This window comes from uncultured Christiangramia sp., from assembly GCF_913046405.1.
Lineage (GTDB): Bacteria > Bacteroidota > Bacteroidia > Flavobacteriales > Flavobacteriaceae > Christiangramia > Christiangramia marina.
Window position 1 is genome coordinate 1 of sequence record NZ_CAJWRQ010000037.1, and the last position, 24,678, is coordinate 24,678.

Sequence of the window (24,678 nt, forward strand, 5' to 3'; positions counted from 1 at the left end):
ATCCTGTTTAACTACATTATCATATGGAGAATATGACTTCATATAATCATAGTATGACTTTTCATTGGGATTACCCCATTCGTCATACTCGCCTGTTGTAAGAGGAATACTATCATCCAGCATTGTAGTGATGACATCTACAAACGGTACGGCCGCAATTACCCCATTATATAAATTGGGAGCCATATTTACAACTGCACCCATCAATAAACCTCCAGCTGAACCTCCCATGGCATATAAATGATTGGAAGAAGTATAATTCTCCTGAATTAGAAATTCAGATACATCTATAAAATCTGTGAATGTGTTTTTCTTCTGAAAAAGTTTACCATTCTCATACCATTCCCTGCCCAGATATTCACCACCTCGAATATGTGCAATGGCATAAATGAATCCGCGATCCAGCAAACTCAGTCGCACAGTTGAAAAGTAAGGATCTATTGTAGAACCATAAGAACCGTAAGCATATTGTAGCATGGGATTTTTTTGATCTTTCTGAAGTCCTTTTTTATAAACCAAAGAAACAGGAATGCTAGTACCATCTTTCGCTGTAGCCCAGATACGTTCTGAAATGTAATTATCTTTATCAAAATTTCCACCCAGAACTTCCTGCTCTTTCAATATTGTCTTGTCTCCGGTCTTCATATTATATTCCACGACTGAAGTTGGAGTAGTAAGACTGTTGTAGGTATACCTCAACAAATCTGTGTCAAAATCAGGATTTATGGAAGTGTAAGCAGTATAGGTTTCGTTATCGAACGGAATGTAGTATTCCTTATTACCTTCCCACTCGATGATCCTTATCTTATTAAGTCCGTTTGTTCTTTCGCTTACCACTAGATATTTCTGAAAGATATCGATATCCTCCAATAAGAAATCCTTTCGATGAGGAATTACATCTTCCCAGTGCTCCTTTTCAGTTTGAGCAAGCGGAGTCTTCATCAATTTAAAATTAGTGGCATCATCCTTATTGGTGACTATATAAAAATCGTCCTTATAATGTGCGATGCTATATTCAAGTCCGCGCTCACGAGGCTGGAAAATTTTAAATTCTTTGTCTGGCGTATTAGCGTCAAGAATACGGTACTCGGTAGTTAACGTACTATGAGAACCTATAATGATGTATTCCCTGGATTTGGATTTGTAAACATAAGAGTTAAATGTTTCATCCTCCTCTTCATATACAAGCTCATCGGTTTCGGGATCTGTTCCCAGAATGTGCTTATAGATTCTGAAGGATCTTAAAGTTTGAGAATCCTTTTTAGTATAATAAAGCGTTCTATTGTCATTCGCCCAGGTGGAACCACCTGTAGTATTTTCAATATTTTCATCATAGATCTCACCTGTTTCCAGGTTTTTGATCCTAATGGTATACTGTCTTCGGCTTACCGTATCAGTTCCAAAAGCCACCATCGTGTTATCTGGAGATACATTGAGACCTCCAAGACTATAATAATCAAAGTCTTTCGCCATCTCGTTCACATTGAACATCACCTCTTCATCTGCCTCAAGAGTTTCCTTCTTACGACTATATATCGGGTAATCAAATCCTTTCTCGAACCGGGTAATATACCAGTAACCATTTAACTTATACGGAACAGACTCGTCATCTTCTTTGATACGGCCCTTCATCTCCAGGAATAATTTCTCCTGAAAATCCTTTGTATGGGAAGTCATTTTATCGTTGTATGCATTTTCAGCATTCAAGTAATCCAGTACTTCCTGATCTTCCCGCTGATTCATCCAGAAATAATTATCGATACGCACATCACCGTGCTTCTCTAATTTTTTCTCGATCTTTTTGGCGACCGGAGCCTGCAAATTCTTTTCCAAATTATTGTTTTTTTGAGCGCTTGCAAATGTAATGCATCCTAACAGAATAACGAATAGTCTTTTCATAATGGCATATTTCAAACCTGAATTTAGTAAATTTGAGCTTACCAATTTTTAAAACGAAATAGATATGTTTGGAGATATGATGGGCATGATGAATAAGCTGAAAGAAGCCCAGGAAAAAGTAGAGCAAACCAAAAAGAGACTTGATACTGTTCTAATAGACGAACAATCTGCAGATGGACTGCTAAAAGTTACCATCACCGCAAATCGTGAAGTCAAAAATTTTAGTGTAGACCAGCAATTACTGGATGATAAAGAACAACTGGAAGATTACCTGGTTCTTACTATGAACAAAGCGATCAAAAAGGCGACAGATATCAACGAAGCTGAAATTGGATCTGCAGCTAAGGATGGAATGCCAGACATTCCCGGAATGGATATGTTCAAATAAAAAAAAGCGGGCAATGCCCGCTTTTTTTTGTTTATTCTAAAATTACTATGCCTCTCCTCTGGCAGGGTAATCTTCTTTATTCACAAAAGAGATCGACTTAATGAGATCCACAAATTGTGGTCTTGCGAACGGCATTGACTGTATGCTCGCTGAATATAAAGTGCTGTCGGGTCTTATCAGGAATAGAGCTGGCTCTACGAATTCAGCAGGTTCAGAATCCTTGATCCTTTCAGATACATATAAATCCCATTTTCTTCCATCTTCCACATCAAAACTATAACCTATAGTTAAGTTATCGACATCCCATTCTTCCACAGTTTTCTCAGCTAACTCCTTCGTATTGGAACTTACACAGATAATATTGACTCCTTTATCTTTGAAATCACCCACCATGGTGTTCAATTCTTCCAGGTAGCTTTTACAAACCGGGCAGTGTATCCCTCGGTAAAAAATAAGCATGGTAAAATTCTCAGGTTGATTATCTCTCAGGTTCCAGTCCATACCATTAGTAGTTTTCACTATAAGTTCTGGAACTGCCTGTCTTGGTCTTAAATTTTTCATTGCTTTAAGTTTTTCCGAAATTACAGGAAAGCCTATTTCTTCTATGATAAAGCCCTGCTAATATTTAGTTAAGAAAGCCTAGAAACGTATTTCCTCCAAAGTTTCCGTAAAGAATTGATGCATCTCCTCGGTATAATCATGATGTGTTACAATTCTAAGTTTTCCCTGTCCCATATTACTAATTCGTATGTTCTTCTCATCGAGCTTTTGCATAAACTCCAATTCTTTTACACCATCCTTCAGATAGAATATAATAATGTTGGTTTCGGTAGGTTCGAGACTTTTGACATAGGGTTGTTGCGCTAATAATTCTGAAAGTTCTGCTGCGCGATCATTATCTTTCTTCAGTTGCTCAAGATGATTATCCAGAGCATAGATTCCCGCGGCAGCCATAAAACCTACCTGGCGCATTCCTCCTCCAAGAACTTTTCGCACTCTAATGGCATTTTTCATCAGAGATTTTTTACCTATGAGAACTGATCCCATCGGAGTTCCCAAACCTTTGGAAAGACAAACCGAAATGGTATCGAATACTTTTCCGAAGTCTTTGGGAGTATAATCTTTTTCAGCAAAAGCATTGAAAAGTCTCGCTCCATCAAGATGCAAACCAAGTTCATGGCGATCGCACACTTTACGAATCTCTTGGATGGTTTCAAGTTCATAGCATGCTCCTCCACCTTTGTTCGTAGTGTTTTCAAGGCAGACAAGAGTAGTCAACGGACTATGATAAAAATCTGGAGCATTTATATTTTCTTCTACCTGGGAAGCAGTGATCATCCCGCGGTCTCCATCTACAAGTTTACAGGAAACACCACTATTAAAGGAAACACCACCACCTTCATAATTGAATACATGCGCCCACTTATCACAAATGAGTTGCTCTCCGGGTTGAGTATGTAATTTGATCGCCGCCTGGTTCGCCATGCTTCCAGTAGGAAAAAACAAGGCCTCATCCATCCCAAACATATCAGCTAGCTTTTTCTCCAAAGCATTGATAGTTGGATCTTCTTTATATACATCATCACCAACTTCCGCAGTCATCATTGCCTGCATCATTCCTTTAGTTGGCCTGGTTACCGTATCACTTCTTAAGTCTATTTCTTTCATTGCATCATTTTTACTGCTCGCTAAGTTAAAAACTTAAAAACTCCTGCCAATCCTAATTCAGCCTGGATAAAACATTTAGTTACCAATCGGTGATCCATCAGGTATCTTCGGAATATTCAGCTTTACCTGAAATTGCTCTGGATGTTCCCTGAATTCTTTGATATTTCTCAGCATTTCTCTGTTTACTGCGGAATTGTTCTTCCGAAGCCATTGTTGTAACTCATCAATCTCAGCGTTCGCAATTGATTTTACCAGGCTCGTAGATTTGTCATTGGCGGCAAGATTTAGAAGGTGTTTAAAAACCACAAAATTTATTGCTTGCTGAACTTTATTATAGTACTCATCCTTGTAATCTGACTTGATCGTATTGCGAACAGTTTCCTGCAGCAAAAACTCCAGACCTGGATTACTATTATCTACTGCCTTCTGCTGAATTAACCTTTCAGCTCTTGCAGGGTGAAAAAGGAATTGCATGGTCATTCCTGCTGCAGTTGCTGGAGCTCCAAAAATATCAAAGGCAACATCGGTATTACTTTTAAAACTTTCGCGGTCACGACTATATCCAAAAGCACGTGGCGGAAACAGCTCCAGCTTCTCCTTAGGAATTGCAATTTCTTCAGCTTTGAGAGTTTTCAATATCTCTTTAATCGCCTTCTTCTGAATCTTTCCATCCAGAATTTTTACATTTAAATTATCCGCTCCTTTAACGGCATATTCATATTCCAGTCCGCCCACAAGTTTTACTGCGGCTTCAGTTTGGTACCTATGGAAAAAATATAACGGTACAAACACATCTTCCAGGACTGAGAATGGCTCACCATTTCGAATATTATCAGCTGAAAAGTTTTGTATTGCCTGTTTCCGGATTTCCAGAACATCTCGAAGTTCATCAACCGCGTTATTACCATTATCCCATAAGTGAGCGAATGCATTTGCTCCTCCTGCAGCCCGCGCATCAGCATCAGAGATAAAAATGAGTCCGTTTTTTTGGGCATCTTCAAGAGTCTCATTCAAATATTCAACATCTTTTTCACCCTTTGGTATATCCCCATAACTATATTGAACAGTAACCTTGTCCCATTCTCCTATTCCTACATCGTAGGCATCTTCCGCAGAAATTTCTCCATTTTCCAAACTAAATTGTGGATGAGGATAGTCCATTACAGATGCGCGGTCATTCGTACTTGCCGCAAAATTATGTGCAAATCCTATAGTGTGCCCCACCTCATGGGCAGAAAGCTGTCTAATTCTGGCCAGCGCAAGTGCCATCATAGGTTGAGTATTCTCATCAGATTTCGCAAATGGACTATTTAAAAGCGCCTGTGCGATCATAAAATCCTGGCGAATCCTCAAACTACCCAAACTTACGTGCCCCTTGATAATCTCTCCAGTTCTTGGATCTACAACGCTCGCTCCGTAGCTCCAGCCCCTGGTAGATCTATGAACCCACTGGATCACGTTATATCTAACATCCAAAGGATCAGCGTCTTCAGGCAGCATTCTAACCTGAAAGGCATCTTTATACCCAATGGCTTCGTAAGCTTCGTTCCACCAGGCTGCACCTTCCAGTAACGCAGAGCGAACAGGCTCGGGAGTCCCGGGGTCCAGGTAATAAACAATAGGCTCAACAGCTTCACTTACTAACGAATCTGGATTCTTTTTTTCCAGCCTGTGCCGTATCGCATAACGTTTTGTGATTGGTTCATAAACCGGACTTGCATAATCCTGGTAAGAAATGAAAATTGCACCGCTTCTGGGATCGAACACACGTTTCTTATAATTATCGTCTGGTAACTTCACAAAAGAATGATGCTGCTTAACCGTAAGATTACTGGCGTCTGGCACTACAGAATTTACTGTCCTTCCAGTGGGTTTTCCCGAAAATGTAAGAAGTGCTTCGAATTCCACGTTCTCTGGAAAGGCTTTAGTTCGATCCAGGCTCAGAGCACTCTTTGACTTATCGAGGCTGTAAGAACCGAATTTACCTTTCCTCAGCTTCTCACTAACGCCATGTGCATCTTGCATTAGAAACGGTGTAAGATCAATGATATAAGTTGATTCTTTAGTTTCTTTGATTTCGAAACCAAATATAACCGACTCTGCAAATGCTTCTTTTACACTATTCTTTTCAGCCTGATTGGAAGTGATAGCGCGATAATTTTGGTTGGGCTCCACTAATAGCAATTTATTACCTGCCTTTCTAAATTCCAGAATCTTCGTATTGCCTAGTTGGCCCCTGTCCAGACCAATATCATTTGATCCTACTCCGGTGGTTAAGAACTGGGTATATAAAAAAGCAGTATTTAAGCTGTCAACTTCCAGGTAGATCTCGTCCTCATTTTCGTTATAGTGAAAATCAAAAAATCCGTCATAAGATTTCAGATTCTCTTTTTTCTCCAGGAACTGGGCGTTTATGGACATGGATATACTGAATGCCAGAAAGATAGATAAGAAGTAGCGCATAGATGGATTTTTTAAAGCCGTCTAAAGCTAAAAATTATTCGTTAAATACTTTCCCGAAACACCCCTAAATTCTATTTTTACATCAAATCGAACATATGATTACTACCGAGAACATAAGAGATCTCAAAGAGCGCCTGGTTGCGTTAAGGAGGTATCTTTGACATTGATGCCAAGAAGATTGAAATAACCAATATGGAGGAAAAGACCTTTGCTCCAGACTTCTGGAATGACCCTAAAAAGGCTGAACAGATTATGAGAGAGGTCAATGCTGAGAAAAGTTGGGTGAATGAATATGCAAAAGCCGAAACTTTAGTAGAGGATCTTGAGGTTCTCTGCGAGTTCTATAAGGAGGGTGAGGCTTCTGCGGAAGATGTTCAGAAAAGAAATGAAGATGCTCTTGATCTTATAGAAGACCTCGAGTTTAAAAACATGCTTTCCGAAGAGGGAGACAGCATGAGCGCGGTTTTACAAATTACTGCGGGTGCTGGTGGTACTGAAAGTTGCGACTGGGCTGAAATGCTTATGCGTATGTACATGATGTGGGCTGAAAAGCGAAAGTATAAGATCAGGGAACTTAATTACCAGGGTGGTGATGTAGCTGGAATTAAAACGGTTACACTGGAAATCGAAGGTGAATTTGCCTTTGGTTGGCTAAAAGGTGAAAATGGAGTACACAGACTTGTTAGAATTTCTCCTTTTGATAGTAATGCCAAACGACACACCTCATTTGCTTCTGTTTATGTGTACCCACTTGTAGACGATACGATAGAAATTGACATCAATCCTTCAGATCTTAGCTGGGAAACCATGAGATCTTCCGGAGCTGGTGGACAGAACGTAAATAAAGTGGAGACTGCTGTACGTCTTCGTCATGAGCCGACTGGAATCGTTATAGAAAATTCTGAAACCAGGTCTCAGCTTGAAAATAAGAACAAGGCGATGCAGTTATTAAAGAGTCAGTTATTTGAAATTGAACTTCAGAAAAGACAGGCGCAACGAAGAGAAATCGAAGATTCTAAAATGAAGATAGAATGGGGCTCGCAGATTCGTAACTACGTAATGCATCCTTATAAACTCGTGAAAGATGTTAGAACTGCGGAAGAAACCGGTAATGTCGATGCAGTAATGGACGGCGCTATTGATCCTTTTTTGAAAGCTTTTTTGATGATGATGGGTCAGAAAAATGAAGATTAGTTCATATTAAAGCTTTTATTTTTTAATCTGAAATGTTTATATTAAGACTTGATGAAATACACTATTTACCATAACGCAAGATGTAAGAAATCCAGGGAAGGACTCGAACTTCTGAAGGATTCTGGTAAGGAATTTGTAATAAGGGAATACCTTAAAGATCCACTTTCAGCAAAGGAGCTTGAACAGCTACTTGCGAAATTAAGTTTTACCCCTATTCAATTAGTGCGAACTGGAGAAAAGGTCTGGAAAGAGAATTATAAAGGGAAAGATCTAAGTGAGGATGAATTAATCCAGATTATGGTAGAAAATCCTAAATTGATTGAAAGACCTATTGTCGAAAATGATAAAAACGCAGTAGTTGGAAGACCTGCTGCGGAAATTGATAAATTGCTATAATTACTACTCATATGAAACTACAATACAGGATTACAATTATTGGTCTGGCCGCTGCGGCAGTAGCTGGTTTCGTATACTCTCAGATCCATATTCATGAAAAAAATCGTAGAGAAATTAGAGAAATCGCCGCTGAGCTCGCTCTAACCTGGAAAAATCAGTTAAACCTCACCTTAGACCAGACGCAACTTCTGGAAGATTCGATCATAGAATACACTATTAAGAAGAACGAAATCATTAATTCCAGTTTAGGAACAGGGCAGCAAGTGAATAAATTGAAAACTATCCAGAAGAGTGAATACAAATCACTCCAAAAATTTCTGGATGAAGTGCAATTCCAAAATTATATTCATTTGAACAAACAGCTTACCAGAAAATCCTGATTTACAAATAGCTGCAATTGTTTATTAAACCAAATTTTGCGCTTAACAATATTTTAACCCTCGTTCATTAAACTAAGTGGGTTTCCTATGGTCATAGGTTAAAATTATATAATGACCAATCGGAAGATCTACACCTTAAGTTTACTATTCCTGTTTATCGGCTTGCTGAGTTTTAAATCTTATGCTCAGGGCCCTTCACCTCTTAAAAAATACACCATTTCCGGTAAGGTTCTGGACGATGAGCTAAATGTTCCTCTGGAATATGCAACTGTTGCAGTTCAGAACACCAACGACCCTTCAAAGGTAGATGGTACTGTTACCAATATAGATGGTGAATTTGAAATCACGGTTCAGGAAGGAACCTATACGATCACGGTTGAATTTATCTCATACGAATCTAAAGTATTTAAAAACCGAAATGTAAATTCAGATCTGAACCTGGGAACTATACTGCTTGGCTTAGGATCTGAAAATCTCGATGAAGTAGTTGTTCGGGCAGAAACTACTCAGGTAGATGTTAGACTTGATAAGAAGATCTATAACATTGGAAAAGATCTTACCACGGCCGGAGGAACTGTAAGCGATGCATTGAACAATGTTCCCTCAGTGACGGTAGACATAGAAGGAGGTATAAGTCTTAGAGGAAATGAGAATGTTAGAATACTTATAAATGGTAAACCATCTGCAATGGCCGGTTTTGGTAGTACGGATGTTTTAAGCCAACTACCAGCTGAAGCTATTGAGAGAGTTGAAGTTATCACCTCACCTTCCGCAAGATATGATGCAGAGGGTACAGCTGGAATAATTAATATTATTCTTAGGAAGAAGGAAACTCTGGGATTCAATGGTTCCTTGACCATTAATGGTGGGAATCCGGCCAACGCAGGGATCAACGCAAACTTTAATTACCGAACCGATAAATATAATCTTTTCACCACCACGGGCTACAGATATAGAGAATCTCCGGGTGAAGCTTTCTTTGATACTCGATATTTTGATACTCGCGAAGATACTTTTCTCGACGGTCTTAAATACGATCGAAATGTTGAGGATAGGGATTATGACAGAATCAATAGAGGCTTCAATACCAATTTAGGAATAGAATACTATTTAAATGATCAATCTTCCATAACCGGAGCCTTATTCTATAGACTTGGAGATGATGAAGATCTTACTACCAATGTAAACGACTATTTCTTAGATGGTAACAGAGTGCTGGGAACCACACGTCTTGAAAATCAGGTTGAAGAAGACAACAGCTGGCAGTTCTCAATTAATTATGTAAATAAGTTTGATAATAAAGGACATGAATTAACTACAGACTTTCAAATAGAACGTGATAAGGAAGAGCAAGAAGCCTTTATCCGTGAGCCAATTAATTTTAATGCTACTAATGTTGGAGAGATTTTCATCCCCAGAGAAAGAACTTTAACTACTGAAGATCAAAAAGAGTATTTACTGCAGGCAGATTATGTGAGACCTATAGGAGAGGATTCGCAATTTGAAGCTGGGTATCGAGGAAACTTTGAAAATGAGGTAACCGATTACTCACTGTTGCAAGAGGACCGTAATAGTAATTTTATTCTGAATCGTAATCAGACTAATATTTTTGACTATGATGAGAATGTTCACGCGTGGTATACACAGTACGGTACAAAATTCGGAGAATTTAGTTTTCTTTTAGGATTAAGAGCTGAGCATACACAACTAAAAGGTGATATTGATTCTGAACTTACTCAGGAAGAATTAAGAGAAGAGTTTAGTTTTGATATTACTACAAATTTTGATAATAAATACTTTGGGTTGTTCCCAACATTAAATGTGATCTACGAAATCGCGGAAGAAGAAAATATCACATTTGGATATAACCGTAGAATTAACAGACCTCGAGGTTGGTATATTAATCCGTTTCCATCTAGAAGCAGTCGAAATAATATTTTTCAGGGAAATCCAAATCTTCAACCAGCTTATTCAAACAGTTTTGATATTGGATACTTAAAAAGATGGGAGAAGCTTACTTTAACTTCTTCAGTTTATTATCAGAGAGAAACTGATGCATTTCAGAGAGTACAGGAGGAAATTGATATACAGATTGCTAATCCTGATTTTCCTGAACAGGGACCAGAAACAATTCCGCAAACAGTTATTAGGAGCATCCCTTTTAACCTGGCGACAAACGATAGAATGGGTGGTGAACTTGGGGTATTATACAATCCTGCCGAATGGCTAAGATTAAATGGTAGCTTTAATTACTTTAGATTTAAGCTAGATGGTGAATTTAATGGGGATAGTTATAATACCGAAAACACAAGCTGGTTCGCGCGATTTAGTTCAAAAGTGACACTTCCGCTAAAAATTGACTGGCAAACCAATGCTTTTTATCGAGGACCATCAGATGAAATTCAGGGGACTCAGGATGGTATCCTTTCTATAGATTTAGCCTTGAGTAAAGAAATCTTGAATGAAAAAGCTACTATTGCATTAAATGTGAGTGATATTCTAAATGGTAGAAAGAGATCATCTTATACGAATACTGAATTCTTTGAACAGGACAGTGAATTCCAATGGAGACAAGGTCAGGCAGTGAATGTATCCTTTATCTACAGGTTTAATCAGAAGAAACAGCGTCAACAGAGAAGAAATGACGATGATTATGACGAAGGTGAATTTTAATAATCTGGTATGACAGGAAATAAAAAAAGGGACTTAAATAAGTCCCTTTTTTTTATGCTTTTTCCGCTTTAGCTTTTTTACGAGCTTCACGTTTTTCTTTGATCAATTCTCCAACAGACCCACCGATCCAATAAGGAACGAAAGCTACCAGGAAGATCATAAGCCAGAAACCCATCGTTAATATCGTAAGGAACGCTAAAAATCCAAGGTATTGATCGAATTCGAACATAATGGTAAAGTTTGATTTAAATCAGGTCAAAGATATAAATACCTGATCGCTTATCACAGGAATTTGATCACTTTTTGAAGAATTATTAAACTTAGGGAATTGTTCGCCTTTTGATTGATGAGATTAAAGCCGAATATTCAACTTAAATTGCCCCTCTATTGGTGCGTAATTACTTTGCTGTTCGTTCCACAATTTACTACTGGAGATCTTTCCTTCGATACGATTATCAGGATTACTCGTGATCTCAATAAAGTTAGTCATATCGTTTGGAGCACCATTAGGCATTATTGCCCATAGCTCCTGATCGTGAGTACTAAAACTCAACCAGTTTTTATTGAAAACCTGGTCATCAAGACTGTAAATTCCAATGCCGGTAAAATTTTCGATCTGAAAATCGAGAATCTCACCATTATCAGAAATAGATCGTACATTCAAGCTAAGCGTTTCCATGGAATTATAATCTTTGTGGAAGCTCAGAGCAGCAGAATTATTAGATGAGTTAAAAAGAACTCCGTTTACACCAGCATTCAGAAATTGATCTGAATCTGCAGGACCATCATCATTAGTACTACAACTTGCGAGGGATATTGAAACAACTAATGAAAAAACGAGTAATACTAGCTGTCTTTTCATTATTATGAATTTAGTTAAACAATAGTCTAAAGATAAAGCTAGTTGTGTTGCAATGAAAAGGGAATTTCCCCCTATTTTGTTTTAGATAATTGGTTTACAGTATTTTAAAATCTACAAAGCGGAGAAATAACGAGTGTTTCAAAGCTCTTCTAATAGATTAAAGCCTGATTTAAGATTTATATAATTCAGAATAAAAGAACCACCAATTTTAAAGTTTTTTTAGATTAATAAGATTAGCGAAATATTAACTTTGCGAAACAACCAATTTTTAAAATATGAACTATAGAATAGAGAAAGATACCATGGGGGAAGTTAAAGTTCCTTCAGATAAACTCTGGGGTGCTCAAACGGAACGTTCCCGGAATAATTTCAAAATTGGACCTGCGTCCTCCATGCCATTGGATATTATATATGGTTTCGCTTATTTAAAGAAAGCTGCCGCATATACCAACTGTGAACTTGGAGTTCTCCCTGTGGAAAAGAGAGACCTTATCGCTCAGGTTTGTGATGAGATCCTGGAAGGAAAACACGATGATCAGTTTCCATTGGTGATCTGGCAAACCGGAAGTGGTACACAGAGTAACATGAATGTGAACGAAGTGATCGCCAACCGAGCTCACCAGATCGCAGGTAAGAATATTGGTGAAGGGGAAAAAACACTTCAACCAAATGATGATGTGAATAAATCTCAATCTTCGAACGATACATTCCCGACCGGAATGCATATTGCTGCGTATAAAAAAGTGACTACGAATACGCTTCCCGGGCTGAAGAAACTAAGAGATACTTTAAAGAAGAAATCTGAAGAATTCAAGCATACCGTGAAAATTGGGCGTACGCATTTTATGGACGCCACTCCCCTAACCCTTGGTCAGGAATTCAGCGGATACGTAGCACAGTTAGATTATGGCATTAAAGCATTGGAAAATACTTTACCACATTTATCTGAAGTTGCTTTAGGTGGAACTGCGGTAGGAACCGGGCTTAACACTCCGAAAGGATATTCAAAAAGGGTAGCCGAATTTATCGCAAAATTTACGGAGATGCCTTTTATCTCTGCTGGAAATAAATTTGAAGCATTGGCAGCACATGATGCATTTGTGGAAACTCACGGAGCACTAAAACAGATCGCTGTTTCGCTGAACAAAATAGGAAATGACATCAGAATGCTTGCTTCCGGACCAAGAAGTGGTATTGGAGAGATCAATATTCCGGCGAATGAGCCAGGTTCTTCGATCATGCCTGGTAAGGTTAATCCAACCCAGTGTGAAGCACTTACCATGGTTTGTGCCCAGATCATGGGGAACGATGTAACCATGAGCGTAGGCGGAATGCAAGGACAGTTCGAACTAAACGTTTTTAAACCGGTAATGGCAAACGCTTTGCTACAAAGTGCACAGCTTATAGGTGATGCCTGTCTCTCTTTCGAGGAACATTGTGCACGTGGGATCGAAGCCAACGACAAACGCATCAAAGAGCATTTAAATAACTCATTGATGCTGGTTACTGCTTTGAATACCAAAATAGGATATTACAAAGCTGCTGAAATCGCTAACACAGCCCATAAGAATGGTACGACCTTAAAAGAAGAAGCTGCCAATCTAGGTTATGTCACAAACCAAGAATTTGATGAATGGGTAGATCCAAAAGACATGGTAGGAAATCTTAAATAATCAATTACCTTAAAATCAAAAAGCCTGCTTGTACAAGCAGGCTTTTTTTTATATCAGAATTTTAAAGATATATCTACTTCTTAGCGAAGTGTTTCTTGTATTTAAAGTAAGATACAGTTCCTAAAATTGCTACAGCACCTAAGGTATAATAGATAAATGTTGGAGTGATCACCTTATCTCCACTCGCATAGGAATGCAAACCACTTAGGTAGAAATTCACTCCAAAATAAGTCATCATAATACTTGCAAAAGCAATAATCGCCATTAGGTTGAAGAACCATCTACTTCGTAAACCTGGAACCAGTCTCATATGGATCACAAAGGCATATACCATGATACTAATCAAAGCCCAGGTCTCTTTTGGATCCCAGCCCCAGTAACGTCCCCAGCTCTCATTAGCCCACTGGCCACCTAAGAAGTTTCCGATCGTCAGCATTACTAAACCAACCGTCAATGCCATTTCAGTAATGATGGTGATCTCTTTTATATTAATGTCCATTTTCTTCTTGTTCTTGTCATTGGTAAGGATCATTAATAGCAGTGAAACCACTCCAAGGATCATTCCCAGTGTAAACGGACCATAACTACCAACGATCACAGACACGTGAATCATTAACCAGTATGAATTTAGTACCGGCTGTAGATTGGCAATTGCCGGATCCATCCAGTTCCAGTGTGCGATCATAAGGATCATAGAAGCAACGAAAGCAGTAGATGCGATCGTAAGATTTGATTTTCTACCAAAGGCCAGCCCAAAGAACATAGTAGCCCAAGCCACGTAGATCATCGACTCATACGCATCACTCCAGGGAGCGTGTCCAGAAATATACCACCTGGCCGCAAGTCCTGCCGTATGCACTAAAAAAAGAATGATGATCGCCGCCGCACCGGTATAAATAAGAGCTCGTATAATTTTATTGTCCTTAAAGATCTGGACAATCACAAACACCAGCATGGCCAGACCAGCAAGCATGTACATCCAGAACAGGTTTCTAAAGACATCATATTCATTGTATAAGATTTCAGCATTCACTTTATCTTCGGAAGGCATTACATCTCCCCCAAATTTTTCCTGAAAGCTTTGAATGCTTTCCAGATATTGATCTGCTTTTACATAATCGCTGGTCTCCCGTGCAGTTTTAAGAGCACTCATATATAGCGGAAGGATCTGCTTTGTATAAACCGAGTCCATTCCTGTGAAATTGGTTTCATCCAGTTCGGGATAGGAAACCCATTTATTATTCTCGTCTTCAGGAATAGGGAATATTTTCAGTACTTTTCCCTGTACTGCCTGATATAAAAGATTTACTTTTTTATCTGTCTCTATAAAATCCTTCTGAAATTTATTCGGAACAGCTGCTTTATAAGCACCTTCCAGGTAAGGAGAAAGTTTATAACCTCCTTTTTCGTCGAAAAAGTCCATCAAAGCAAGGTATTTTCTACCTTCTTCTACATCAAGGATCTGGTGCAGACTATCGTTCTTCTTTTCTACATAAATAACCTGTGCCTGGTACCAGAATGCAGGATTTTCAGTAATAGAAACCAATACCTGGTCTGAACTTAAACCAGCATAAGTATCACTTTTACTTAATTTCCGAAGTAATTCTGAAGAATACGTATTTGCAGGCTTCATTCTTCCTCCGGCATCCTGAATGATCAATCTTCCAAATTTATCAGCGTGCTCTTCTTTCACAGCATTAGATACAATGATACTATCGATCTGCTGTTTCGAATTCTGATTGTGAGCATGATCATCATCTTGAGAAAAACCAACAGATGACATTAGCATTAATGCTACTACTGCCAATGACTTTTTCTTGTCTTTGATCTTTTCCAGCATCACTTTTAGATTACCAAAACGGGAACCTTTGTCAAACAATATCCACATAAGTCCGAAATACAATAAGAAATAACCTATATAAGTGATCCAGGTTCCCCAGAAATCACGGTTTATAGAAAGTACTGTACCCTTTTCATCCGGGTCAAAACTTGATTGGAAAAATCTATAACCTTTATGATCCAGTACGTGATTCATATAAATAGAATAAGGCTCAGGTTTTTCTCCATCTTCCACGATCTCCACTTCACTCCTGAAACTTGCGTAACCAGGTGTTGCTCTATCTGCAGTACCAGGGTATTTTTCTGCAATGAAATCGTTCAGTTTTAAAGCAAATGGCAGTTCTTTTTCAATACTGCCGTAATTAACAAAAACTTCCAATCCGTCAAAATTGATCGCCTGTGGATCTGCTACAGTTCCCTGACCGCCCAGCAATGTGATCGTTTCTGTTTTACCATTGGCTGTTATATCCAGCGTTACAGCATCAAGATCCTGCTTCGTTTTAGGGTTAGTAGGCACCACATCATATTCTCCGGTAACCACTGGTTCCGGGATTACGAATTGCATGCTTCCAATATTATAAAGCGACCTCAACATAAGAGTTTGTGTAGAGTCACTAACCAAAGTTCCCTGCTTTTGATCTGCCATACGCATATAGGTTCCCTCAAATGGAGAATCTATCTGGTATTCCCCATTTTCAGTAAGCTGAATATTGATAGCGCCATCCTGCGGACTATTAAGCGTAAATAAAGTATTGTGGATATTGCTAACCTCACCTTCTTTAAGATAATGGTCGTGTCGAGAGCCATCACCGGCTTCTACGATTTTAAGATAATTCTCGCCGTCTTCTGTAGGAACCAGAGCTTCTTCTGCTCCGTGAATAAAATTCGTAACTTCAAATTTTACAGGTGTACCATTAAAATCGGTATTCAGAACATAGTCGTTCTCTACTTCAGGACCTAATAGAACATCCTCCTGCAGTACTCTTCTTCGCGCTTCACCATCGATCTCCCCATCTATAAAGAAGGTCAGGTACGTCTCGTAAGTCATGAACTTATTGGTAGTTTCACCTTCACGAATTGGCATCACCCCTTCGTAGCTGATATACCTGGTTACAAATGCTCCAATTAAGATGAGAATAAAGGAAAGGTGCAGTAATAAACTACTCCATTTTTCTTTTTCGTGAAGCTTATATCTCTTGATATTCCCAACGAAATTGATGAGAAGAAATAACATGATCCCTTCGAACCACCAGGTATTGTAAATTAGAATTCTTGCCGTTTCGATACTGTACCAGCTTTCTATAAATGTTCCCATGGCCATGGCAATTGCAAAGATGATAAACAGGACGGCCATTATTCGGGTAGAAAAAAGGATAGAGGCTATTTTTTTCTGCATGAAAAAGTGTCTTTTTAACGGCTGCAAATTTAACGATATTTTATCGTTTTTTAGCGGCCAAAACCTCGAATCTCAAGTCAACACCTGTTAATTTCTATACCTTGAAATTTTTGGTAATTTAGCGGCATGATAAAAGTAGTAATCCTGGGTGCCGGCAATGTTGGCATTCACCTGTACCAAAGCTTCAAGTTAACGCCTGAAGTTGATGTGATACAATTGTTTAGCCGGAAACCGGAAAAATTAGACTTTATTGGAAATACTACTGAAGTCATAAGTGATTACGCTAAGCTGGCTGAAGCAGATATTTACATTCTTGCGGTGCGCGATGAAGCAATTTCTGAGGTCGCTCAAAAATTAAGTATTAACAAGGGACTTGTAGTTCATACTTCCGGCAGTGTAGCGATGGATAATTTATCGATGTTAGATAACTTCGGAATATTCTATCCATTGCAAACCTTCAGTAAAAATAAGGAAGTAAGTTTTTCAGATATTCCTCTTTGTATCGAGGCTAATTCAGAAGAAAATATTGCGAAACTGAAGGAGTTAGGAAATATAATATCTTCAAAGGTTTTCGAGGTAAATTCGGAACAACGACGAGCCTTGCACCTTTCCGCAGTGATCGTGAACAATTTCACAAATCACCTGTTTACCATAGCGGCAGATTATTGCCATGAGAACGAATTACCATTTGACATTTTAAGGCCGCTTATTCAGGAGACTTTCGATAAGATTCAGGATCTGCCACCATATGACGCTCAAACTGGTCCAGCCCTAAGAAACGACGAAAAAACAATCGAAACTCATTTACAAATGCTGAATGAGGACCGACAAATAATTTATAAAGCACTAACCGACTCTATTCAAAAAACACATGGAAAAAAGTTATAAAGAATACCTCAACCAGATCACTACATTCGTATTTGATGTTGATGGCGTATTAACCGATGGTTCATTACAGATTTCAACCAAAGGCGAGCTTTTAAGAACTATGAATACCAAGGACGGTTATGCTATGAAAATGGCTCTAAAAGCTGGATTTACCGTATGTATTATTAGCGGCGGTAAAAATGAAGGGGTTCGCGAGCGACTTCGTGGGCTTGGTATTACTGATATTTATCTTGGAGTGGACGATAAAGTGGAGCAAATGGATGAATTCTTTGACATTTACGACATTAAACCGGAGCAGGTCTTATACATGGGTGATGATATTCCAGATTACTATCCTATGAAATTGGTAGGATTGCCTTGTTGCCCGCAGGATGCAGTTCCAGAATTAAAGAAAATTTCATTGTATGTATCTCATAAAAATGGCGGGGAAGGCTGTGTTCGTGACGTGATCGAGCAAGTGATGAAAGTTCAGGGAAAATGGATGGAAAAGAATTCATAAATGCTGGATTATTTTAAGCTGATAAGGCCAGGAAATTTGCTGTTTATTGCCCTTACCATGTATCTTATTAAATATGGTTTGTTCGCGCCGTTTGGTGTGGCGATCACCTTAAACTTATTTGGATTTTCCATGTTGGTACTGGCAGTAGTTTCGGTTGCGGCTTCTGGCTACGTGATCAATGATATTTTTGATGTAGAAGCCGATCAAAAAAATAAGCCATCCAAAACCTATATTCAAAGCGGTATTTCTGAAAAAAGTGCATACCGCATGTTCTTCGTGTTGAACATTATTGGTGTTGGCTTAGGATTTTACGTTTCCAATATGGTTGGTGTTCCGGGTTTTGCTGCATTTTTTATATTCGGCTCGGCAATTTTATACCTCTACAATTCCCAGTTTCAGCAAAGCATTCTTATAGGAAACATTCTGGTAAGCCTTATCGTAGGCCTGATCCCAATTGGTGTTGGACTTTATGACCTGCTACCTGCGATCACTCCGCTGAATCAAACTACACAATCCACAATCTTCTCAATTTTAATCGATTATTCCATCTTCGCATTCCTGGTGAATTTGCTTCGTGAAATCATAAAGGATCAGGAGGATATTGATGGAGATTACAATGCCGGTTATAAGACATTGCCTATCGCACTTGGTAAAAAACGCACAAATCAGATATTGTTCTTATTAGGTCTTGTACCTATAGGTTTCCTGATCTATTATGTTTATGAATATCTCTTCGGAAACACGGCGGCTGTGGTCTACGCATTATTTCTTTTGCTCGCTCCACTACTATTCTTCCAGGTAAATATCTGGACAGCATCAAAAAAATCTGAATACTCAAGGTTAAGTAAACTTTTAAAAGCTGTATTATTTTTCGGTTTACTATCTATAGGCCTATTACAATTTATAATCCTTTAACTATGATCCAGAATTTAGTAAATGACCACGAGATCATTCTTGCTTCAGGCTCGCCCAGAAGACAGAAGTTTTTCGAAGATCTTCTAATTCCTGTGACCATAGATGTGCGCTCTGTAGACGAGATCTATCCCGAAAATCTTGAAGGCAGAGAGATCACAGATTTTCTTTCAAAATTAAAGGCAGAAGCATTCAAAGATCTAAAAGCAAACCAGATATTGATTACGAGTGATACCATTGTGTATTGTGATGCTAAGGCACTTGGAAAACCAAGAGATCATGATCACGCCGTGGAAATGATCAATATGCTTACAGGTAAAGAACACGAAGTCATTACTTCGGTATGCTTTACTTACGGAAGTAAGCAGGAAGTTCTAAATTACACCACCAAAGTAACATTTGCAGATCTTACGCGAGAAGAGATTGAGTTCTACGTAGCTAATTATAAACCTTTCGATAAAGCTGGTGGTTATGCCATACAGGAATGGATAGGTTTAATTGGGATCGAATCTATTAGCGGAAGCTACTTTAATGTGGTTGGTTTACCTACGAATCTGGTCTATAAAACCCTGAAACGCATACTTAAATAGTAAAATTCGTAAATTGTCATCATAACGATGAAACGATACCTTACACTTTTCGCGATTTCAATGCTTATCGTTTCCTGTGCAGACAGGGAATCATACGGAAACGAATTCAGATTAACTGAAGAATTTAAGGACTACTGGTATTCCGGAAAAGCAGAAATTACAACTTACGATCTCGAACAATCCCGGTACGGTGAACTACGAAAAGGCACCGCCACCCTTATTTATGTAACTGAAGACTTTTCGGCATCAGAACAGGTGAAATCAAGCGATGAATCTTTCAACAAAGTTTCTGTTCTCAAACTGAACAGCACCAAGAATTTTAATACAGGTATCTATCCTTACAGTATTATGCAAAGCAGTTTCTTTCCACTCGACGGAAATGAACATGCGCTAAAAATTTCAACTTCAGTACAGGAGTGGTGCGGCCAGGTTTATATGCAATTAAATAACCGGGAAGATTTTGATATAACCAGTCACTCCTATTTCGCCGGAGAAGCAGATCAGTATTTAAAATTAAATCCCATTCATCTAGAAAACGAGATATGGAATTTACTAAGAATTGATCTTGATCGTGTTCCGGTAGGCTCATTTAAAATACTGCCATCATTCGAATTTTTAAGACTGAATCATCTACCTGTAAGTGCATTAAATGCTGAAGGACAATTTCTTACCAGTGAGCAGCATCATATCTACCAGTTGTACTATCCGCAATTAAATCGAACCATAAAGATTTATCTTAATAAAATACCTCCTTTTACTATTGAAAAATGGGAAGAATCAGCTCCAGTAGACAATAGTCCTAATGCAGAAATTTTAACGACCACTGCCACGAAAAAAGCAAGATTAAGAACCGATTACTGGAATAAAAATTCGAATAAAGATTTACATTTGCGCGAGAAATTAGAACTAGATTAATGAAGGAATTACTTCTCACCTACCGCTATGAATTACTGTATTCACTTGCAGTACTATTTATTTTACTTCTAATACAATTTTTACTGAGAACGGCCGCGAACAAGGTAGGTCGTAGAGGCGAGATTAACATCACCCGCACCAGGTTGATGTTTAAATACATTAATATTCTTATCATTCTTATCGCGGCATTCCTGCTGGCGCTCGCCTGGGGTGTTGGATTGACAGATCTATCATTGATCTTCTCATCTGTATTCGCGGTAATTGGAGTTGCATTGTTCGCCATCTGGTCTATTTTGAGCAATGTAACTAGCGGAATCATTCTATTCTTTTCCTTTCCATATAAGATAGGTGATACTATCAAGATCCACGATAAGGATCTGGATATTGAGGCAGAGATCGAGGATATTAAGGCTTTCCATCTTCATCTTCGAACACGGGAAGGAGAACTTGTCACCTATCCTAACAACCTTATTCTACAAAAAGCGGTTACTCTTAAGCATCGCGTAGATGGCAAAGACGAAGGAAAAGATGCTCTCTAGCCTAAAAGATCTAAAATAGGCTTCAGGACGATGTGAAATCTTTTATATTTGATGAAACCTATTATTCAATGCGGAAAATACTTTTTACCCTATTCTTACTAGGCTTTACTTTCTCCAATGCACAGGCTCCTGAAAAATGGAGTTCTTCAGATATATATTCAGAAATACAGAAACTAAACTTTTTAGGTTCTGTTCTCTATGTGGCAGCTCATCCAGATGATGAAAACACCAGGTTGATTTCTCATTTCTCAAATGAAGTGAATGCCAGAACTGCTTACCTTTCCTTAACAAGAGGTGATGGCGGTCAAAACCTTGTTGGACCAGAATTAAGAGAGCAACTCGGGATGATAAGAACTCAGGAATTACTGGCTGCCAGAAAAATCGATGGCGGAGAGCAATTCTTTACCCGTGCTAATGATTTTGGCTATTCCAAAACTCCATCAGAAACGCTGGAAATCTGGAACAAAAATGAGGTTCTTAGTGATGTTGTATGGATTATCCGAAAATTCAGACCAGATGTGATCATTAATAGGTTTGATCATCGTACACCAGGAAGCACTCACGGGCACCATACTTGTTCTGCTATGTTAAGCCTGGAAGCTTTTGAAATGGCTGGTGATGCAAGCAAGTTTCAGGATCAGCTGGAATTGGTCGGGACCTACGATCCAAAGAGACTTTTCTTTAACACCTCTCCATGGTTCTATGGTGGTACCGAAGCATTTGAGGAAGCTGATAAATCGAGATTCCTCACGTTCGATACCGGAACGTACTTTCCCATGAAAGGACTCTCTAATCCAGAGATCGCAAGTCTTAGTAGAAGTCAGCATAAATCACAGGGTTTTGGAAGTACCGGAAGTCGCGGCAAGCAAAAGGAGTATATCGAGCTTATCAAAGGTGAAATGCCGACAGATGAAACTAATATTTTCGACGGAATTGATACCAGCTGGAATAGAATTCAGGGAGGGAAAGAAATTGGTTCTATTTTAACCAAGGTTCAGGAGAATTTTGATTTTGAAGATCCTTCTAAAATTCTCCCAGAGCTTCTGAAAGCTTACCATCTCATTCAGGATCTTCAGGATAAACACTGGCTGGAGATTAAAACGCGGGAGATCAAGGATATCATTTATGCCAGTTCCGGACTTTATCTGGAAGCCATTGCAGATCGAGCTTCCGTAACACCTTCAGAAGAAGTTCCTATAAAACTGGAAGCGATCAATAGAAGTGCTGCTCAGGTGAAATTAATTTCCGTAGAGCTTGTTCCGAATAATACGACAATAGAACCAGCAGAAAATTTAGATAACAATTCATCCTGGAATGAAAACCTGGAATTCCGACTTCCGGAAAATGCAGATTTTACCAATCCATACTGGTTAAAATTTGAAGGTTCCATTGGGATGTATAAAGTAGATGATCAAAATCTTCGAGGTTTACCTCAAACACCACTTCAGAATAAAGCAATATTCAATCTTGAAATTAATGGCGAGCCTATAACTTTTGAGAAACCGATCCTTTACAAATTCAACGACCCGGTTTCCGGAGAAACTTATGAGAATTTTAAGGTTATCCCGAAGGCTGAACTCAATTTACACGAAGATATTCTTGTTTTTAATTCTTCGGAATCTAAAACTGCTGAGATCACGATTCAAGCCAACCAAGCTGACCTCTCGGGAACTTTAAAATTAAAATCCGAAAAAGACTGGAGCATTAAACCAGCTGAATTTAAAGTAAACATTGCGCCAAAAGGTGGCACACAAACCTTTAAATTTTCGATTTTTCCTCCTGAAGGTCAAAGTGAAATAACTTTACATCCAGTCCTTGAGACAGAAAATAACATGTATGATCAAAATGTTATTTCGATTGACTACGATTATATTCCCGGGCAGAACCTCATTCAAAAATCAAAGCTGGAACTGGTTAAATTAGATATCAAGAAAAAAGGTGAAATTGTTGGTTACATTGCTGGAGCCGGTGACGTCGTACCGGAAGCGATACGCCAGATGGGTTACAAGGTCGACATGCTCAATCCATCAACAATTAATGTGAATTCATTAAAAAAATATGACGCCGTGGTTCTTGGAATTCGATCCTTCAATATTATTGAGGATCTTAAATTTCAGAAAAAACAACTTTTCAAATACGTAGAAGAAGGCGGGAATCTTATTGTACAATACAATACCAATCGCGGACTGGTTACAGACCAGATTGCTCCTTTCAACCTGCAGCTTTCTCGGGATAGAGTGACCAATGAAAATGCGGAAGTCGGTTTCAACCTGCCTGAGCACGAGCTCTTAAATTCCCCGAATAAACTGGGAAGTTCAGATTTCAAGAATTGGGTGCAGGAAAGAGGTTTATACTTCGCCGATTCCTGGTCAGCAGAATTTGAAGCTCCTTTATATATGAATGATCCTAATGAAGAGCCATCTTCAGGAAGTTTACTGGTCGCAAGATATGGAAAAGGATATTATATCTATACAGGACTTAGTTTTTTCAGACAATTTCCTGAGGCAGTTCCGGGAGCATATCGACTTTTTGCTAATATGATCTCTCTAGGAAAATAATGGAAAAGCCAGAAAAATACCAGTGGAAGAAAAGTTATACAATCGTGCTTATCGCTAACGTTCTTTATATCGTTATTTTCTATCTAATCATGAACCTATTCGCCTAATATGGAATTAATAGACTGGATCATTCTAATTGGTACGATCGCGTTTATAGTATGGTATGGAGTTTACCAGTCTCGCGGAAGTTCGAATGTTGAAGATTATGTTGGAGGTGGCAAAGACGCCAGATGGTGGACCATCGGCTTATCTGTAATGGCAACCCAGGCCAGTGCGATTACCTTTCTATCAACTCCGGGACAGGCGTACCATGATGGAATGGGGTTTGTCCAGTTTTATTTTGGCCTGCCCATTGCGATCGTTATTATATGTATCGTCTTCATACCAATTTACCATAGATTAAAGGTTTATACAGCTTATGAGTATCTCGAGTCACGTTTTGATCAGAAAACAAGAACCCTAACAGCTATACTATTCTTAATTCAGCGTGGACTGGCGGCAGGGATCACCATCTTTGCACCGGCAATTGTTCTTTCAGCGGTTCTGGGCTGGAACCTTACCTATCTTACCATCGCTATTGGAGTACTGGTAATTATTTACACGGTATCAGGAGGAACTAAAGCGGTAAGTGTCACTCATAAACAGCAAATGGCCGTTATCCTCACAGGTATGTTCGTTGCCTTTTTCATAATTCTTAGTTACCTGCCAGAGGAAGTCACCTTTACGAAAGCGCTGGAAATTGCTGGCACCAGTGGTAAAATGGATGTTCTCGATTTTAGTTTCGATTTTAACAACAGGTACACGATATGGAGTGGAATCATTGGTGGTACCTTCCTTATGCTCTCCTACTTCGGAACAGATCAAAGCCAGGTACAACGCTATTTATCTGGTGGATCTGTCAGGGAAAGTCAGTTAGGAATGATCTTTAACGGACTCCTGAAAGTAC

General features: G+C 38.8%; 20 protein-coding genes and 1 pseudogene. 14 read left to right on the forward strand and 7 right to left on the reverse strand.

The window, feature by feature from the left end; genetic code table 11:
- Window positions 1–1,899 (reverse strand): S9 family peptidase (locus QZ620_RS06630; protein WP_295180222.1); only part of this gene is annotated, 1,899 nt, incomplete at its 3' end.
- A gap of 64 nt (window positions 1,900–1,963) precedes the next feature.
- Here QZ620_RS06630 and QZ620_RS06635 point away from each other — a divergent pair.
- Complete coding sequence (locus QZ620_RS06635; RefSeq protein WP_295180224.1) at window positions 1,964–2,287, forward strand: YbaB/EbfC family nucleoid-associated protein; 324 nt, start codon at window positions 1,964–1,966, stop codon at window positions 2,285–2,287.
- A gap of 45 nt (window positions 2,288–2,332) precedes the next feature.
- Here QZ620_RS06635 and QZ620_RS06640 read toward each other — a convergent pair whose 3' ends face one another.
- From QZ620_RS06640 to QZ620_RS06650, 3 genes are all read right to left on the reverse strand, one after another.
- Window positions 2,333–2,848, reverse strand: coding sequence for a redoxin domain-containing protein (locus QZ620_RS06640; RefSeq protein WP_295180225.1), 516 nt, complete (start codon window positions 2,846–2,848; stop codon window positions 2,333–2,335).
- Window positions 2,849–2,926: 78 nt separating this feature from the next.
- On the reverse strand, window positions 2,927–3,955 hold the full coding sequence (locus QZ620_RS06645) for a GntG family PLP-dependent aldolase (RefSeq protein ID WP_295180226.1): 1,029 nt from the start codon (window positions 3,953–3,955) through the stop codon (window positions 2,927–2,929).
- A gap of 75 nt (window positions 3,956–4,030) precedes the next feature.
- Window positions 4,031–6,418 carry a zinc-dependent metalloprotease gene (locus tag QZ620_RS06650; RefSeq protein ID WP_295180227.1) on the reverse strand — a complete coding sequence of 796 codons (2,388 nt, stop codon included), beginning with the start codon at window positions 6,416–6,418 and terminating at the stop codon, window positions 4,031–4,033.
- 95 nt (window positions 6,419–6,513) lie between these two features.
- On the opposite strand from QZ620_RS06650, the gene prfB reads away from it, so the two are divergent.
- From prfB to QZ620_RS06670, 4 genes are all read left to right on the forward strand, one after another.
- Window positions 6,514–7,612, forward strand: a protein-coding gene (gene prfB, locus QZ620_RS06655; RefSeq protein ID WP_295180228.1) for a peptide chain release factor 2 whose coding sequence is annotated in 2 segments (ribosomal slippage) — window positions 6,514–6,576 and window positions 6,578–7,612 — 1,098 coding nt in all. Because the reading frame shifts where the segments join, the coding sequence is not laid out codon by codon here.
- A gap of 51 nt (window positions 7,613–7,663) precedes the next feature.
- Window positions 7,664–8,008: an arsenate reductase (glutaredoxin) gene (gene arsC, locus QZ620_RS06660; protein WP_295180229.1), complete on the forward strand. Its 345-nt coding sequence runs from the start codon at window positions 7,664–7,666 to the stop codon at window positions 8,006–8,008.
- 11 nt (window positions 8,009–8,019) lie between these two features.
- A complete protein-coding gene (locus tag QZ620_RS06665; protein ID WP_295180230.1) occupies window positions 8,020–8,388 on the forward strand; it encodes a hypothetical protein in 369 nt (122 codons plus the stop codon).
- Window positions 8,389–8,499: 111 nt separating this feature from the next.
- Window positions 8,500–11,061: a TonB-dependent receptor gene (locus QZ620_RS06670; protein ID WP_295180231.1), complete on the forward strand. Its 2,562-nt coding sequence runs from the start codon at window positions 8,500–8,502 to the stop codon at window positions 11,059–11,061.
- A 52-nt stretch (window positions 11,062–11,113) separates the two neighbouring features.
- On the opposite strand, the gene QZ620_RS06675 is transcribed toward QZ620_RS06670, so the two are convergent.
- On the reverse strand, window positions 11,114–11,290 hold the full coding sequence (locus QZ620_RS06675; protein WP_026916335.1) for a hypothetical protein: 177 nt from the start codon (window positions 11,288–11,290) through the stop codon (window positions 11,114–11,116).
- Between the two features lie 123 nt (window positions 11,291–11,413).
- Window positions 11,414–11,923, reverse strand: coding sequence for a hypothetical protein (locus QZ620_RS06680; RefSeq protein WP_295180232.1), 510 nt, complete (start codon window positions 11,921–11,923; stop codon window positions 11,414–11,416).
- Window positions 11,924–12,198: 275 nt separating this feature from the next.
- On the opposite strand from QZ620_RS06680, the gene fumC reads away from it, so the two are divergent.
- On the forward strand, window positions 12,199–13,596 hold the full coding sequence (gene fumC, locus QZ620_RS06685) for a class II fumarate hydratase (protein WP_295180233.1): 1,398 nt from the start codon (window positions 12,199–12,201) through the stop codon (window positions 13,594–13,596).
- Between the two features lie 73 nt (window positions 13,597–13,669).
- Here the strand turns inward: fumC and ccsA are convergent, their stop codons facing one another.
- On the reverse strand, window positions 13,670–16,831 hold the full coding sequence (gene ccsA, locus QZ620_RS06690) for a cytochrome c biogenesis protein CcsA (RefSeq protein ID WP_295180234.1): 3,162 nt from the start codon (window positions 16,829–16,831) through the stop codon (window positions 13,670–13,672).
- 126 nt (window positions 16,832–16,957) lie between these two features.
- Between ccsA and QZ620_RS06695 the strand changes: the two genes are divergently transcribed.
- From QZ620_RS06695 to QZ620_RS06730, 8 genes and pseudogenes are all read left to right on the forward strand, one after another.
- Window positions 16,958–17,719, forward strand: a complete 762-nt coding sequence (locus tag QZ620_RS06695; protein ID WP_295180235.1) for a DUF2520 domain-containing protein — start codon at window positions 16,958–16,960, stop codon at window positions 17,717–17,719.
- Window positions 17,703–18,218 carry an HAD family hydrolase gene (locus tag QZ620_RS06700; RefSeq protein WP_295180236.1) on the forward strand — a complete coding sequence of 172 codons (516 nt, stop codon included), beginning with the start codon at window positions 17,703–17,705 and terminating at the stop codon, window positions 18,216–18,218. Before QZ620_RS06695 ends, QZ620_RS06700 begins: the two co-directional genes overlap by 17 nt.
- Window positions 18,219–19,133: a geranylgeranylglycerol-phosphate geranylgeranyltransferase gene (locus QZ620_RS06705; protein WP_295180237.1), complete on the forward strand. Its 915-nt coding sequence runs from the start codon at window positions 18,219–18,221 to the stop codon at window positions 19,131–19,133. It abuts the gene before it with no gap.
- Window positions 19,134–19,135: 2 nt separating this feature from the next.
- Window positions 19,136–19,720, forward strand: coding sequence for a Maf family nucleotide pyrophosphatase (locus tag QZ620_RS06710; RefSeq protein WP_295180238.1), 585 nt, complete (start codon window positions 19,136–19,138; stop codon window positions 19,718–19,720).
- Window positions 19,721–19,747: 27 nt separating this feature from the next.
- Complete coding sequence (locus tag QZ620_RS06715; RefSeq protein ID WP_295180239.1) at window positions 19,748–20,635, forward strand: septum formation inhibitor Maf; 888 nt, start codon at window positions 19,748–19,750, stop codon at window positions 20,633–20,635.
- Window positions 20,635–21,174 (forward strand): mechanosensitive ion channel domain-containing protein, encoded by a 540-nt coding sequence (locus QZ620_RS06720; protein WP_295180240.1) that lies wholly within the window; start codon window positions 20,635–20,637, stop codon window positions 21,172–21,174. Before QZ620_RS06715 ends, QZ620_RS06720 begins: the two co-directional genes overlap by 1 nt.
- Before the next feature lie 68 nt (window positions 21,175–21,242).
- Window positions 21,243–23,732 (forward strand): PIG-L family deacetylase, encoded by a 2,490-nt coding sequence (locus QZ620_RS06725; RefSeq protein WP_295180241.1) that lies wholly within the window; start codon window positions 21,243–21,245, stop codon window positions 23,730–23,732.
- Between the two features lie 108 nt (window positions 23,733–23,840).
- Window positions 23,841–24,678: pseudogene (locus tag QZ620_RS06730) on the forward strand (sodium:solute symporter); the annotation flags it as partial.

What these genes read in the sequence shown, in the direction of transcription:
- QZ620_RS06645 (WP_295180226.1), bottom strand. Translation starts at nt 3,955, where the DNA reads ATGAAAGAAATAGACTTAAGAAGTGATACGGTAACCAGGCCAACTAAA.
- arsC (WP_295180229.1), top strand. Translation starts at nt 7,664, where the DNA reads ATGAAATACACTATTTACCATAACGCAAGATGTAAGAAATCCAGGGAA.
- QZ620_RS06725 (WP_295180241.1), top strand. Translation starts at nt 21,243, where the DNA reads ATGCGGAAAATACTTTTTACCCTATTCTTACTAGGCTTTACTTTCTCC.
- QZ620_RS06715 (WP_295180239.1), top strand. Translation starts at nt 19,748, where the DNA reads ATGAAACGATACCTTACACTTTTCGCGATTTCAATGCTTATCGTTTCC.
- QZ620_RS06665 (WP_295180230.1), top strand. Translation starts at nt 8,020, where the DNA reads ATGAAACTACAATACAGGATTACAATTATTGGTCTGGCCGCTGCGGCA.
- QZ620_RS06680 (WP_295180232.1), bottom strand. Translation starts at nt 11,923, where the DNA reads ATGAAAAGACAGCTAGTATTACTCGTTTTTTCATTAGTTGTTTCAATA.
- QZ620_RS06720 (WP_295180240.1), top strand. Translation starts at nt 20,635, where the DNA reads ATGAAGGAATTACTTCTCACCTACCGCTATGAATTACTGTATTCACTT.
- QZ620_RS06705 (WP_295180237.1), top strand. Translation starts at nt 18,219, where the DNA reads ATGCTGGATTATTTTAAGCTGATAAGGCCAGGAAATTTGCTGTTTATT.
- QZ620_RS06675 (WP_026916335.1), bottom strand. Translation starts at nt 11,290, where the DNA reads ATGTTCGAATTCGATCAATACCTTGGATTTTTAGCGTTCCTTACGATA.
- QZ620_RS06695 (WP_295180235.1), top strand. Translation starts at nt 16,958, where the DNA reads ATGATAAAAGTAGTAATCCTGGGTGCCGGCAATGTTGGCATTCACCTG.
- QZ620_RS06640 (WP_295180225.1), bottom strand. Translation starts at nt 2,848, where the DNA reads ATGAAAAATTTAAGACCAAGACAGGCAGTTCCAGAACTTATAGTGAAA.
- fumC (WP_295180233.1), top strand. Translation starts at nt 12,199, where the DNA reads ATGAACTATAGAATAGAGAAAGATACCATGGGGGAAGTTAAAGTTCCT.
- QZ620_RS06635 (WP_295180224.1), top strand. Translation starts at nt 1,964, where the DNA reads ATGTTTGGAGATATGATGGGCATGATGAATAAGCTGAAAGAAGCCCAG.
- QZ620_RS06710 (WP_295180238.1), top strand. Translation starts at nt 19,136, where the DNA reads ATGATCCAGAATTTAGTAAATGACCACGAGATCATTCTTGCTTCAGGC.
- QZ620_RS06700 (WP_295180236.1), top strand. Translation starts at nt 17,703, where the DNA reads ATGGAAAAAAGTTATAAAGAATACCTCAACCAGATCACTACATTCGTA.
- ccsA (WP_295180234.1), bottom strand. Translation starts at nt 16,831, where the DNA reads ATGCAGAAAAAAATAGCCTCTATCCTTTTTTCTACCCGAATAATGGCC.
- QZ620_RS06650 (WP_295180227.1), bottom strand. Translation starts at nt 6,418, where the DNA reads ATGCGCTACTTCTTATCTATCTTTCTGGCATTCAGTATATCCATGTCC.
- QZ620_RS06670 (WP_295180231.1), top strand. Translation starts at nt 8,500, where the DNA reads ATGACCAATCGGAAGATCTACACCTTAAGTTTACTATTCCTGTTTATC.